The 14,644-nt window shown below is 43.7% G+C and carries 11 protein-coding genes; 2 read left to right on the forward strand and 9 right to left on the reverse strand.

The window, feature by feature from the left end; genetic code table 11:
* Positions 1-84: 84 nt before the first annotated feature.
* From FQ082_RS05185 to FQ082_RS05195, 3 genes are all read right to left on the reverse strand, one after another.
* Positions 85-1,653, reverse strand: a complete 1,569-nt coding sequence (locus tag FQ082_RS05185; protein WP_149492305.1) for an FGGY-family carbohydrate kinase — start codon at positions 1,651-1,653, stop codon at positions 85-87.
* A 180-nt stretch (positions 1,654-1,833) separates the two neighbouring features.
* Positions 1,834-3,489: a glycerol-3-phosphate dehydrogenase/oxidase gene (locus FQ082_RS05190; protein ID WP_149492306.1), complete on the reverse strand. Its 1,656-nt coding sequence runs from the start codon at positions 3,487-3,489 to the stop codon at positions 1,834-1,836.
* A gap of 230 nt (positions 3,490-3,719) precedes the next feature.
* A complete protein-coding gene (locus tag FQ082_RS05195; RefSeq protein WP_149492307.1) occupies positions 3,720-5,471 on the reverse strand; it encodes an FAD-binding oxidoreductase in 1,752 nt (583 codons plus the stop codon).
* A 256-nt stretch (positions 5,472-5,727) separates the two neighbouring features.
* On the opposite strand from FQ082_RS05195, the gene guaA reads away from it, so the two are divergent.
* Positions 5,728-7,323 (forward strand): glutamine-hydrolyzing GMP synthase, encoded by a 1,596-nt coding sequence (gene guaA, locus FQ082_RS05200; protein WP_149492308.1) that lies wholly within the window; start codon positions 5,728-5,730, stop codon positions 7,321-7,323.
* A 447-nt stretch (positions 7,324-7,770) separates the two neighbouring features.
* Here the strand turns inward: guaA and FQ082_RS05205 are convergent, their stop codons facing one another.
* The 5 genes from FQ082_RS05205 to FQ082_RS05225 all read right to left on the reverse strand — a co-directional run bounded on the left by FQ082_RS05205 (position 7,771) and on the right by FQ082_RS05225 (position 11,976).
* Positions 7,771-8,694 (reverse strand): hypothetical protein, encoded by a 924-nt coding sequence (locus FQ082_RS05205; protein WP_149492309.1) that lies wholly within the window; start codon positions 8,692-8,694, stop codon positions 7,771-7,773.
* 8 nt (positions 8,695-8,702) lie between these two features.
* Entirely contained in the window at positions 8,703-9,281 is a 579-nt protein-coding gene (locus FQ082_RS05210; protein ID WP_020442419.1) for a hypothetical protein, read from the reverse strand.
* 232 nt (positions 9,282-9,513) lie between these two features.
* Positions 9,514-10,518: a YhdH/YhfP family quinone oxidoreductase gene (locus FQ082_RS05215; protein ID WP_149492310.1), complete on the reverse strand. Its 1,005-nt coding sequence runs from the start codon at positions 10,516-10,518 to the stop codon at positions 9,514-9,516.
* 86 nt (positions 10,519-10,604) lie between these two features.
* A complete protein-coding gene (locus FQ082_RS05220) occupies positions 10,605-11,582 on the reverse strand; it encodes a zinc-binding dehydrogenase (protein WP_149492311.1) in 978 nt (325 codons plus the stop codon).
* Positions 11,583-11,721: 139 nt separating this feature from the next.
* Positions 11,722-11,976 carry a DUF2798 domain-containing protein gene (locus FQ082_RS05225; protein WP_011512396.1) on the reverse strand — a complete coding sequence of 85 codons (255 nt, stop codon included), beginning with the start codon at positions 11,974-11,976 and terminating at the stop codon, positions 11,722-11,724.
* Positions 11,977-12,228: 252 nt separating this feature from the next.
* On the opposite strand from FQ082_RS05225, the gene FQ082_RS05230 reads away from it, so the two are divergent.
* Entirely contained in the window at positions 12,229-12,948 is a 720-nt protein-coding gene (locus FQ082_RS05230) for an aspartate/glutamate racemase family protein (protein WP_149492312.1), read from the forward strand.
* Between the two features lie 120 nt (positions 12,949-13,068).
* Here the strand turns inward: FQ082_RS05230 and FQ082_RS05235 are convergent, their stop codons facing one another.
* A complete protein-coding gene (locus FQ082_RS05235) occupies positions 13,069-14,640 on the reverse strand; it encodes an MATE family efflux transporter (protein ID WP_149492313.1) in 1,572 nt (523 codons plus the stop codon).
* Positions 14,641-14,644 lie beyond the last annotated feature (4 nt).

Raw genomic sequence — 14,644 nt, forward strand, 5'->3', positions numbered from 1 at the left:
GTGCGAAGTGCACAGCAAGCGAGGAAAGTTTATCCCAGCATAACGCTATTTTTAACATGCCTCTTTTATATCGAACTGACCATATTACTTAGCTGGATAACCCGTAATATCTTGAATGCTTTGATATAAAGGTTTTAAGCGCTCATACATTTTGAGATAAACCTCATTATAAAGGCGTTTATAAAGCTGGACATTGGCTTCGATAGGTAAGAATCCATCACCCAAATGGGTCATGGCCTGAGTTGCGGTTAAATGGTCGGGATAAACGCCAAGTCCCACCGCACAATTGATAGCAGCGCCTAAGCCTGAGGCTTCATAAGTATGTGGGCGGTATGCAGGCATACCGAAGATATCGGCCGTAAGCTGCATGGCGGAGTCGCTTTGGGAGCCGCCACCAGACACACGCAGATGTTTAATGGCTTTGCCTGTACGCTTCTCAATGGTATCAAAACCAAGCTTTAGCTCATAAGCCAGCCCTTCTAAAATAGCGCGGTAGACATGCGCTCGCGTATGTACATCACCAAAACCAATAAGCGCACCTTTGCCTTCAAGACCCGGATGACGAACACCTGGCGACCAGTACGGCTGCATCATCAAACCCATACAGCCTGCTGGAATGTCTTTGACTGCCTTATCGAGGAGTTTTTCAGTATCAACACCCTGCGTTTTTGCTAATTGCTCTTCATACTGGGCAAACTGCTCTTTAAACCAGCTGACCATCCAAAAGCCGCGATAAATCATATACTCATGATTGTAGTAATTTGGCGCGGCGGCGGTATAAGCGGGCATGTGCTTGAGTATCTCAATATAACGGCTCGACGTGGTATTGATAGTCGCAGTAGTGCCAAAGCTTAAGCAGGCGGTATCGGCGGCGAGACCCGCAGAGCCCAACGCTTCGCAAGCTTTATCACTGGCGGCAGCAATCATTGGCGTGCCTTCAAGAATACCAGTAGCGGCGGCAGCGTGAGCGGTAATATGACCAAGTAGCTGCCCAGGTGGCATAAGTTTGGGCATTTGCTCTAGTCGGCAACTGAACAGTCGCCATTTGATGTTGTTTGGCTTAAACCATGCTTGCGCTTTGTAATCGTAAGGCAGGTAGCCTAAGGCATGACCAGTAGAGTCAGCAATCTCGCCTGTGAGCTGATAGGTGAGGTACGCGGATAAATTGACGTAATAAGCGGTCTTTGCCCACATTTCTGGTTCATGATGCGCAAGCCAATTACAGCGTGCTTTTTGCTGAGCCTCTTGTACCAGCTCGCCCATACCGATGACTTTAGTGAGTGGACCTAGAAAGCCTATGTCATTGTTCTCGCCGCGGCGTAAATCCATCCACACAATGGCTGGGCGTAGCGGTTGTTTATCCTTGTCCAAACATATCATGGTATAGCGCTGGGTAGCGAGGCTAACACCTGCAATTTGCGCTGGCGTGATATCGCAATTTTGCCACAACTGCTGACAGGCCTCGCTTAATTTTTGCCAATAGTAATCGGCATGTTGCTCGGCAAAACTAGGCTGCTCAGAAAAATACGGCTCGATAGGGACGCGTGCTTTGGCTATCTCGGTGCCGAATTGATCAAAGATAAGCGCTCTCACGCTTTGGGTGCCATTGTCGATCGCTAAGAAATAAATAGGCGCATCAAAGTTGTCGGTCATAGTCATCCTTAACTATGTGGGAATATAGGTTGAAGCTAACTTAGAGTATCAAGCGGAACGGGTATTAATTTTTCTAGCTTGCTGTACCTACGCCGATAGAGGCTAAAAAAATTTATCCCAGTTCCGTCATATCTTTTCAACAATGTGTTTAGTATAGATAAATTAGGATATAAAAAAGCGCTAAGCCGCAGGCAGATAATAGTAGCGTTGCCATAAGACTTGATAACGGTCAGCCTCTTGCTGCCATTTTTGCTCATCCCAGCCTAGCTCCTGCTGACATATTTGCTTGACTCGCTGACTGATTAGCGGGGTCATCGCACCATTGGGCAATATAAGACCCAAGCGCGTGCGTCGTAGTAATAAATCATCCAAATGAATAACCTGCTCATAGCGAGCAGCAAAGCGAATCTCCGCCCAAATAGTGTTGCTATCGGTCACATAAGCCAAGTCATCGTCATGAGCCAGCTCTAGCAAAGTATCGAGCTGTAGGCCATAAAAACCTTTTAAGCGCTGTTGTAATGGTAGCGGCAGGGCAGTAAATTTAGGGTTGGTTGAGGTTTGCTTGCTAAAAACTTGGCTGCTATATGACATATTATCTTGAGTAGCTGATTCATCGAGTTCGAGTACCTTTTGACAGACTTTTAGTACATCAAGGGCGATTAGGCGAAAGGTGGTTAATTTGCCACCGCTTACAGTGACCAGATTATTATCCAACCAGACGCTATGATCGCGTTTTTCCTTACTAGGACTGACGCGCTTACCATCATTGCCATCAGAAATCAGTGGTCGCACGCCTGCCCATGAGCTGATGATATCCTTGCGGCTAATATCTACATCATCAAAAAGATCATTGGTCGCGGTCAACAGATAGTCCACCTCGGCATTGGTAATGCCGACTTCTGTATCATCTAAGGGTGGATGGTCCAAATCAGTAGTACCAAGAACGGTTCGGTTCTCCCACGGAAAGACAAAGATTGCTCTTTTATCGACAGGATGCAAAAAGGTATAGGCTTGATTGAGCGGTAGGCGCTCTTGACTGACCACCAAATGACTGCCACGCGATGGACGAATTTGCTTATGAAAGGTTTGTTCCGTTTGCTGACTGGCTTGCATCCGTAACGTATCTGCCCAAGCGCCCGTGGCACTGACCACGACTTTGGCCTGAACATCGTAAGTATGGGTGCTATGTTGAGGAGAGGTGTCTTTTAGAGTAGCCCCCACCACTAAGCCTTGTTCAGTGGTTATGAGTGATTCTGCTTTAAGATAGTTAATCGCGTGCGCGCCATCATGAATAGCTTCGTCCAATACCCGCATCACGAGCCGTGAGTCATCGGTCACAGCATCACTAAATTGACTGGCACCCAAAAACTTATCTTGTCTAATATGAGGGTTAAGGCTAAGAAAGGCGTCTTTTTTAAAGTACTTAAAATAGTGCTTACCCGCGAGCTTATCATATACCCTAAGTAGATTATTAAATATCCATGGCGGTGGAAACTTGCCTTTGTAATGGGGCATGACATAGTGCATCTCATTAACGAGCCCACTTGCTTCATTCAGCATGCGTTCACGCTCGCGTACGCTGTGCAGTGTCGTCTTGAAATCGCCTGAGGCAATGTAACGTAGCCCGCCATGTACCATTTTGCTTGAGCGGCTGGAGGTGCCCCAAGCGAAGTCTTTTTGCTCAATTAATAGGACTGCTAAGCCGCGCCTTGCTGCTTCGCGAGCAATACCAGCACCAGTGATCCCGCCACCGATAATGAGCATATCCCATGGTTCAGAACGAGACAGTGGTGCTAATGCTTGCTGGCGTTGTTGATATTGATTAGCTCGGTTCATAGACGACTCATTTTAATTGTTATTTAATTTCAACTATGTATGTTATCCAAATAATCTAATTCATAGTCGTTACTAAATAAAATAAATACACTATATTATAATGCGCGACTGGTATTAATTTTCCTTGCGTGCTGTGCCTACGCCGACAGAGGCTGCGAAAAATCAATGCCAGCCGCGCTGTAACGCTCTTAAACCAAACTAACTATAAACAAGGTTTTTGAGTAAAGTTATTATTCAATCAAAACACCCGGATTCATACGCTGCTCAGGATCTAAGCTTTTCAGCATATCACTAGTCACCTGAATACCAAGCTCACCCTTTTCAGCTGCTAAGTAAGGGGCATGATCGCGACCGACACCATGCTGGTGCGATATTGTCGCTTTGCCATTTGCCAGACTTGAGCTGGCAGCATGCTTGATTTTTTGCCAGCGACTTAAGGTACTGGCGTGATCTTGTGCCGCTCTAAAGAAGTAGGTGGTATAAAGGCTAGCACCTTGCTTATACACATGCGAGATATGCGTAAATGCCATCACGGCTTCGCCTTCGTCTGCCAGTGCAGTTTGCACCGCTTCTTGCATCTGCTGCATTTGCTCGTCGATATGATTCCAGTTGGTTGCGGTCTCAAAGGTATCCACCATGATGCCTTTCTCCCACAAAGTACCGCGCAAATATGGAAATTTAAAACGCCCATGTGACCATATCTTGCCCATCAGATTGGCAAGCTTGCCACTGATGCCACCATGCTGCTTTAACAGATTTTTAAACTGCGTCAGTGCCAGCGCATTCTGTGCTTTATCGCCTGTTACCCCATAAGTCAGCATGACTTTCTGTGAACCTAATCCGCGCGCTTTTAGATAGGTGTTGATTGCCAAAAATTGACTGGGCGTCGTGCCTAGATGTAGATGAGCATCAGTCTCGACCGCATTGCTCAGGCGTAGCATCGATAGGCGGATGTTTTTTTGTACTGCTTGTCTGAGCACTTCTTTACCCGCCTCCCAATTTGGCAAAAATACCACTTTGAATAGCTCTTCTTCCGGTTGTGACTGCACGCGCATTTTGACTTCGGTAAAAATACCGGCGCGGCCTTCAGTACCCATCATCATTTCACGCAGATCAGGCCCTGCTGCTGACGCTGGAATATCAGCGATATTGAGTACACCTTGCGGCGTGACCAACGTACCACCAGCAAACATCTGCTCGATACGTCCGTAACCTAAAGACTGCTGACCGCTAGAGCGTGCTGCAATCCAGCCGCCAAGCGTCGATAGCTCCCACGACTGCGGATAATGTCCCAAACAGTAACCGTGAGCATTTAATTGCGCCTCGACTGCTGGACCTTGTGTACCTGCGCCAAAAGTAGCAATTTGGCTCTCTATATCCAAGTCAATCAGCTGATCCATCCTACTCATAGCGATAGTCAATACAGGGCATGAACCCTTTTGCGGATTGATATGACCAGCGACTGAGGTACCGCCACCAAAAGGAATGACGATCAGGTCATACTCGCTTGCTAGTTTTAATAAGGTTTCGACATCAGCGGTTGATTGCGGATGCGCCACGCCATCAGGAAAAACCTCAAAGTCGCCGCCGTGCATGGCTATCCAATCCGGAAAGCTCTGACCACGGGCGTGTCTGAGTCTTACTTCGTTATCGACAGATACAGTATCAAGCTCAATCATAGCAGCAGGTAAGCGTGATTTTGGAACGGTTTTGAGCACCTTTTGTAAGCTGATAGAAGACAGTTTTTTGGTTTTGCCGATATGGGATTTGATCAGTTTTGCCCCATGTGGCGAGACTTTTTTATTGATACTGACATTGCCCCAACCATTCCAGCGCGTCTGTTCTATAGGTGTGTTGGCAGGCGTAGTGACGGACGTATCTATTTTGGAGAGCGTATCTAAACTGGTATTATCAATAGGAGAAGTCGTTGAGATAGAGGCAGTTTTAGACGTTTTACGCATAAAGGATTTAATTTTGCTCATAGTAAATTTAACCTATCGATTTGTAATCACGGTTTGAGTGTCGCTACTGTGGCTATCTCATTGTCTATGATCAGGCAATGAGGATATTTTTCTTTATCGAATTAGCATATCACAAATGATCTGATTATTTGATATATACTAAACATTAGTGGAATCATTAAAAAATAGACAATAATAAACGTATATCTAACCGCCACTACATTCGTGAAACTTGTTAAAATAGCGCACCAATTTATTTATTGATGGACACTACGTTATGACAACTGCTGCCAACGTTCCTACTATTAAAGAAGATCGCATCTTAATTCTCGATTTTGGCTCACAGTACAGCCAGCTTATCGCCCGCCGTGTCCGTGATTCAGGCGTATTCTGTGAGATGTTTCCTTATGATATCGACACTCAGCGCATCATCGATTTTGGCGCAAAAGGCGTTATCTTATCTGGCGGTCCTGAGAGCGTCCACGCAGATGACAGCCCACGCATCAATGATGCCGTATTTGATCTAGGCGTACCAGTATTGGGTATCTGCTATGGTATGCAAGCGATGGCAGATCGCTTCGGTGGTAAAGTTCATGCCAGTGATATCCATGAATTTGGCGCAGCAACCATCAATATCGATGGCAAATCAACGCTGACTGATGGTATCGAAGACGCAGCAGCGAAGCTAAATGTCTGGATGAGTCATGGCGATAAAGTGGTCGATGCCCCACAAGGTTTCGATATCGTCGCCAGTACGCCAAGCTGCCCGATTGCGATCATGGCAGATGATTCGCGCCATTATTATGGTTTGCAGTTCCATCCTGAAGTGACGCATACCGCACAAGGGTCTGCATTACTTGGTCGTTTTGTCCATGAAATCTGTGGCTGTGCCGGTAGCTGGACGCCTGACAACATCATCGATATGCGTATCGAGCAACTCAAAAAGCAAATCGGTGATAAGCAAGTATTGCTCGGTCTTTCAGGTGGCGTAGATAGCTCAGTCGTCGCAGCATTGTTGCATAAAGCCATTGGCGATCAATTAACGTGTGTATTTGTCGATACTGGTCTCTTGCGTCTACATGAAGGCGACCAAGTGATGCAAATCTTCGCAGAAAACATGGGCGTAAAAGTCATTCGTGTCGATGCTGAAGAATTATTCTTAACCGCATTGGCTGGCGAGTCTGATCCTGAAGCCAAGCGTAAAATCATTGGTAAAACCTTTATCGATGTATTCGCTAATAGTGCTCGTGAAATCAGTGAGCAAAGCGATGGCAAAGTGATTGAGTTCTTGGCGCAAGGTACGATTTATCCAGACGTGATTGAATCTGCTAAGTCGCATCAAGGTAAAGCGCACGTCATTAAGAGTCATCATAATGTGGGTGGCTTGCCAGATGATTTGGCGTTTGAATTGGTTGAGCCGCTACGTGATTTGTTCAAAGATGAAGTGCGTAAATTGGGTATTACCCTTGGTTTACCTGCAAAAATGATTAATCGTCATCCGTTCCCAGGACCGGGTTTGGGCGTACGTATCTTGGGCGAAGTGACCAAAGAGTTTGCTGATATCCTGCGTTCTGCTGATGCTATCTTTATGGAAGAGTTAGAGCGTTCAGGCTGGTATGAAAAGACTGCGCAAGCATTTGCTGTATTCCAACCCATCAAATCGGTTGGCGTGGTCGGTGATGGTCGCCGCTATGCGTGGGTGATTGCGCTACGTGCGGTTGAGACTGTTGACTTTATGACCGCGCGCTTTGCCCATCTGCCGTATGATTTGATTGAAACGGTATCAAATCGCATTATGAATGAAATCGCTGAAGTCTCACGTGTGACTTATGATGTATCGAGCAAGCCACCAGCGACGATTGAGTGGGAATAAACCTCTACTTAGTCTTTAGCTGAAATAAAAAAACACTCAACTTGGTTGGGTGCTTTTTTTGGTTAAAAATCTCTGGAGCTAATCTCGCTTTCCGCTATTATCTTGTCTGCCCAATAGAGCTGCAATCTAGTAGTCAAACAAGAATAACCGCTACAATCAAGGCTAAAACGCTCTACAAGTAGAAGATTAAGGTTTAAAAGGCAAGTGTATCGAAGCTAAAATAATCATTAAAATTTTCTAAAAGTTATCTACTTTTATCATGTCACTATAGAACTGATCAAAACCGTGGCGTAATCGTATTATGAATAGGATAAAAAATTTGTCGCAAGTGACTGACGATGTGTTGAGTAAGCTACTAGCTACTATTAAGTGGAAGTAGGAGATTACTTAGTCTTTAGCTAGTATTGAAAAACACTCAACTTGTGAGTTGTTTTTTCAGACGTATCTTCAATCAATATATTCACCCAAAACGTCTTCTCGATAGGCTTTTGCTAAACTTAAAGCATTAGAGTACCACTGATTAATAATACTATTATTGTTAGGAATGTCGAGAATTGACAATATACGGCTACCATCAGAGAGATAAGAAGTTGTTATTTGTCCACTAATAGATTCACATAATTCAGATAAACTAAAAAATAGTCTTTCTCCTGCTGGCAAAGTTTTAGCTAAAGTACTAACATTACCTTGTGCCAAAAAGCTTCTAACCCCGTTTAGTGCATGAAGCATACGATCATGCTCAATGTACAATTGCAAAAAAGGATCAAAATCTTTTTCTAGAACGTATTCACATGAGAAGTTCCAGCTTTCTAACCATTCTAAGTTTTTGTTATTAATAATGTTAGGAATTATACTTTTTAAACTATTTACAGATTCTATATATTGTTTGTTTGGGCTGAGTTCTTCTACAGTTTGTAAAAGTTGAGGAAAAAAATTGATTAAAGCTCGACGGTGTGGCTCTTCATAAGGATTTATATCATCCCAATAATAAACATGTACTTGAAATTTCTCACCATTTGGTCGAGTATGACTGTTTTCACCGTTATAAAAATAATCCTGAAGGGTAGTATCTTTAGGAGCAGTAGTAAAAATTATATAATGTTCGATTTTACCCCTAAAGCTGTCTGTTTTCTTAAGTTCTGACAAAATAATTTGAAAACTTAAATTAGAATTTAGTTCCTTACATTGTACTACAATGGGAATTAAAGTATCTTGTGAAGGAATTAAATCAACTCCATATTGTTTCTGACCATTTCTACCATAGCTAACAAACTCTACATATTCACCAGTTTTTTTATATACTAGGTCTTTGGCAAGATGTTTACATATTTCTTCCCAATCATGATGGTTATTTACTTTTAAGTTATTCATATTCTTATTTATGACTCCCGATATTCACTCTTCTTAATTAAATTACTATCCCTATTTGCGTCATTAAATGCTTCTGTGAATGAGTCTTCTAACTGTTGTTGTAATTTTTCAGTATTTTTAAAATATAGTAATCCTAGGATAACTGTTAGCAAACCAGATAATATTGCAAATAATGTAAAAAGAATAAAAAAACTAAGTGTTTCGCTTGAAGCATTATAAAAAATGGAAGCTTGGTCTAAATTTCCAGGGTTTGTGATGAGGGTATATTGACCAATAGCGGTAGTAAGGCCACATAGCAGTGGAAGCAAGAAACCCAATAAAACGAAAAAAATGGATCTGCCTCTCGCATGTGAAATTCTAGAAATATGTAGTTCTCTGTATGTTTTGTCAGTTTTTAGAATTGAAACCTCGTATGCCCATTCTTGTTTCACTTTTTCATTCTTATCCTTTCTTGATTTTGAGTAATTTGATAACCAAACGTCTATGTGTGGTTTTAAATAACTTGCTCCTAAGCTAACTGAAATTCCAACAAAAATAACTCCAAACCACCAAGATACAGAGCTCAGGTTGTTTAGAATATCATTCATTTACTAAATCCTTATTATAATTAATATTATTTTGATCATAAAGGATCAGGAGAAATTGTTATTTAGTATAAACTAATAACAGTAATAGATTTTTATTTGATAAACAAGTGTGCACTATACAAAGTTTAAGATATCGGGTTCAATATAATAGCTGAGATTAATGTCAAAAAAAAGCAGCACCCCAAAAGAAGCACTGCCATTATCTAAAAACTAAATTTTATAAACAAAAAACCTAACCCCGCACATTCACCACATAACGCCCAACCGTTTGACTCGCCATAAAGCGATCCAAGTATTCTGGCGTTTGTTCTAAAGTGATTTCTTCACCATAGCTTTCAAGATTGGGCAACTTCATATCAGTAGCAACGCGCTGCCAAATCGCTTTTTTATCTGCTAGTGGAATATAGACCGAATCGATACCCAATAATGACACCGCACGGGTGATAAAAGGTATCACTGACATCGAAAACTCAGCACCGCTCGCCAAACCACAAGAGGTGACCGCGCCGCCCGCTTTGGTTTGCTTAAGTAGGTTCGCCAAATAATCACCGCCAATCGTATCAATAGCATTTGCCCACAGTTCACGACCGGCAGGTTTATCTCCGACCTCGTTAATGGTATCGCGATGACGGACTTCACTTGCACCAAGCTCTTTTAGATACTCGCTCTGCTCAGGCTTGCCAGAGAAGGCGATGATGTCATAGCCTAGCTGCTTTAAGATGGCGATACTGATGCTGCCAACGCCGCCTGTTGCGCCCGTGACCGCGACTGGACCATCTTCAGGTTTTGCGCCCATTTTTTCTAACTTTTGGATACTTAATGCAGCCGTTAAGCCGCCAGTACCATATATCATCGCTTCTTTTAATGTCAAAGAAGACGGACATTCGACCGCCCAATCGGCTGGTATAGAGATCATTTGACTTAAGCCGCCATCGGTATCCATGCCCAAGTCATAACCAAATACCACAACCTCTTGCCCTTCTGTAAAGGTGCCAGACTTGTCGCTGATCACTATGCCTGCTGCATCAATACCAGGCGTATGTGGATAGTTTTTGGTGATTCTTTTATTGCCTGATGCCGACATGGCATCTTTAAAGTTTAGTGATGAGTAATGCACTTCGATTAATAAATCGTTTTCAGGTAAGTCACTGACGCTGCGTTCTTGAATACTTTTACTAAAAGTGCCATCAGCATGTTCTTCGACGACCAAAGCTTTAAACGTTGTTTGTTTAGACATAAGGCTATTCCTAATTGGATTTTTTATGTAGATATCCATTCGCGAGTAGAGAAAAATGCTCGAAACCTTAAGATATAAAAAGAATCTTAAGGTTTTAACAGTACCTTACCGTTTTTTTCTGACTGCATTTTCCCGTCAACTGCTTTTAAGATATCAGCCAAATCAAAGGTCGCTTCAACGGGCAGTTTTAAATTGCCATTGTTAGCACGTTCGATCAGCTCATCAACCAAGCGTTGCTTATTCTCAACGCTCATTTCTTGACTGATTTTACTGCCCCAAAAGCCTTTAATCGTCGCTTGTTTAAAAATAATGTGGGTTGGATCTAGCACCATGGGTTTGCCTGACATGATGCCAAACGATGCCAATATGCCACCATGACCCAGTAATGCCAGCAGATCATTACTAGACTCACCACCGATAGAATCAACCGCAGCACTGATTTTCTCATCACCAAGAATGGCTTTTACTTGATTTTTCCAGTCGTCATCTGAGGTGTTGATATTACGCTTGATACCCAGTGCTTCTAATTCCTTGATAGCATCGCTACTTCTCACGACATTAATGGTGTTAATACCACGCGCGGCAGCTAGCATGGCGAGCGATTTGCCGACTGCGCCATTGGCGGCATTATGGATAATCCACTGACCGCTTTTTAGTTCTAAGAACTCAAGTAGCATTAAGGCGCTAAGCGGCATTGCAATCAATTGTGCTGCCATTTCATCGTCCAAGCTGTCGGGCATCGGGAATACCATATCCTCAGACGCAACGAAATACTCTGCCCATGTTGCTTGTACACTGGCAGCAGCTACGCGTTGACCGACTTTTAAATCTGTAACCTCACTACCGACAGCATCGATGATACCAACTGCTTCACTACCACCGATAGCTGGCATTTCAGGTTTAAAGCCATATTTGCCACGAATGGTTAGTAGGTCATGGTTGTGGATAGAGGCGAGTATCGTTTTGACTCGGACTTCATTGGCTTTAGGCTCTGGAGTAGGGCGGTCGCCGATGCTGAGTACTTCAGTTGGTTTGCCAAAATGGTCATAAGTTGCGCTACGCATGATAAATCCTTTTTTTAGTTTTTAGATATTTGTCTAAGAAGTGAGTTGATTTGCAACCATCAACAGTAACAACTCTGCTTACCAGTTATCAGTACTTGTTTGGTTAAGGAACATTGTTATGTACTTATTATCGTATGACTTAGTAAAACTCAATCCGACTAAGCACGTGCTCTTGTACCAGATAAGCACAGATATAGGCGCTCGGCCACGCAAAGACAAAGGCCAGCACCCACGAGTGCATTAATTCCATAAAGAAGCCATCGACGAACCCTACTTTAACCAGTAATAGAGCGGATGAGATAATAAGTGACATCATCAGCGCCATCAGACCGGTAAAGATAAGACGGTAGTACTTACGCCGTGCGCGTATTCTGATAATAGGGAAGTTTGCCATAATGTTGAATTTTCCTACATGATAATAGTGAGGCTCAATGAACGATGATGAATAGCATTATGAGGCGTCGTTATTGACTATCATAGCGTATGCTGGTGAGTGGATAAAATCGTTGTTATTAATAGTGACGTTCGTTACATTTTAATGATCGTTATTTCTTTTGTAATAATAAGAATATTCTAAATACTGGCAAATTGAAGCTGAACTTTTGCTACGATAAGTAAGATTGAAATACATATAAAGAGTAATAATATGACCGTTCAAAAGCAGCGAACCTTAGGTATCATCGGCGGAATGAGTTGGGAAAGTACCCAAAGCTATTATCGGCTGATTAATGAAGGTATCAAGGCTAAGCTTGGCAACTTACATTCAGCAGACTTATTGATTCATAGTGTCGACTTTGCGCCAATTAGTGAGTTACAAGCCCAAGGCAAGTGGGAAGAGTTGGGTAATATCATGGTAAACAGTGGTAAGCGCTTACAAGCGGCTGGTACCCAAGGTTTATTAATTGCGACCAATACCATGCATAAAGTAGCAGAGCAGGTACAAGCGGCGACGAATTTGCCACTGATACATATTGCAGATACGACCGCAGATGCGATTAAGCAGCAAGGTTTAACCAAGATTGCCTTACTCGGTACACAATTCACCATGACTGAGGACTTTTACAAGCAGCGTCTGATTGATGCGGGCTTGCAGGTGCTGATACCAGATACCGATGCGCGTGCTGAAGTCCATCGCATCATCTATGATGAGCTGTGCCAAGGACAATTGCTTTCCAGCTCACGGCAATATTATACGCAAGTGATTAATGAGTTAGCAGCACAAGGCGCTGAGGGCGTGATATTAGGCTGTACCGAGATTGGACTGTTAATTAGCCAAGCAGACAGTCCAATCCCCGTGTTTGATACCACCGCTATTCATGCAGCCGCAGCGGTGCAGTTTTTATTAGGTAATGAAAATTTTAGTTAAAGGTAAAACCAGTTTCGGTATTTGCAGTGGTAGGCAAGTATGATGAAGAGTTTACTCGCCCATGCTAATGAGCAAAAGCCGCCCGACTAGGCGTTATGCGTGTATATATAAGCCACGTTATTATCGTTTATTCTTTTTCATCACACGGAGTCTATGAAGATGAAGTCTTCTATGAAGTCGTCGATGCAACCTTGTGATACGGCGCAAAGGTGACAGCTTCCATACAGTCGTCGGTACAAGATCTCGAAACGACGCACTGGTGCCTGTATGCGCGCGAAACTCCTCAGACCTTTGCGCAGCTTCCTCTGCGGGCAAGTGTTTGCCTTTGCGCCATCCGCCGTACAAATATAGTCCTGCTCCCATCACGGCGGTTGCCACCATGCCTGCTGGAAAGGATAGCCAAAGTGCATCGGTTCCAAGTAGAGGATAAAGCCCGAAAGCAAATCCAAGACGCACTGGATACATCGAAATGACCATGACAATCAGCGGCCAAATCACATAGCCGTTTGCACGCATGGTCCCAAACAAAACCTGTGCTATCCCAAAAAAGATAAAACCCCATGTCGCCATTAGCTGAATATGACGCCCAATCGGCACCGCTTCACTGTCACTGCCGAGGAAAAGTCCTAAGATAGTCTCATCAAAAATGGTCAGCAGCACAATAATAAAACCGGTCAATGCCAGATTAAAAATCAGTCCCCAGCGTGTGATCCCTGCGATTCGATGCCATTGATTGGCACCGATGTTCTGTGCAACCATCGCACTGGCCGCAGCACTTAGCGCCATTGCTGGCATCTGCACGTAGGTCCAAAGCTGCTGGGTTGCGCTATAAGCGGCTGTGGTCTGTACACCTTCGCGATTAATCAGCGATAACATTGTCAATGCTGCCGAAGAGATAACAATCATCTGCAGACCCATCGGTAACCCCTTAGAAAACATCGACTTCATGATGTCTCGGTCTGCGCGCAAAAAGCGAAGCTCCGGCAACTTAAGCGTCAGCACAGAGCCACGCAGATACATAGTGACTAACATGCCAATGAGCGCTAGCGTATTTGCGACGGCTGTTGCGAAAGCCGAGCCAAATATGCCCCACTCGGGAAATGGTCCTAGACCCAAAATCAGCGTCGGCGTCAAAATCAGATCAATCACGACCGATATAATGATAAACCAAAGCGGCGTCGTCGAATCACCTGTCCCGCGCAGTGCCATCATTATCAGCGTAAACGTAAGTGTGACAGGCATCGCAATAAAAATCATGCGCAGATAGGTTAGAGCAAGATCGACAGCACTTGCCGGCGTGCCAAGCAGCTCAAGTAGTATCGGCGCAAATATCCACCCTACTGCCGACACTATTATGCTTATCGGAATAATGCTGCCCAGCGCAGTGCCCATGGTTTTCTTAACCATAGCGTTATCACGGCTGCCCATTGCCTGACCAATTAAAATAGTAGATGCCATACCGAAACCAAACACGAAGGAGATCAGTATAAACATCAAGATATTGCCGTTGGCTGTGGCTGCTAACGCTTCCTCACCCAAAAATCGACCTACCCAGACAGCATTGATCGATCCGTTTAATGACTGTAATGCAGATGACCCAAGGGTTGGTAATGCAAATAAGAGCATGGTTTTAGGGATCGAGCCTTGGGTGAGGTCACGCCGTTGACCAATGGAGGTATCTGTTTTACTCAATGTT

The sequence above is a fragment of the Psychrobacter sp. ANT_H56B genome (assembly GCF_008369245.1).
Classification (GTDB): Bacteria; Pseudomonadota; Gammaproteobacteria; order Pseudomonadales; family Moraxellaceae; genus Psychrobacter; species Psychrobacter cryohalolentis.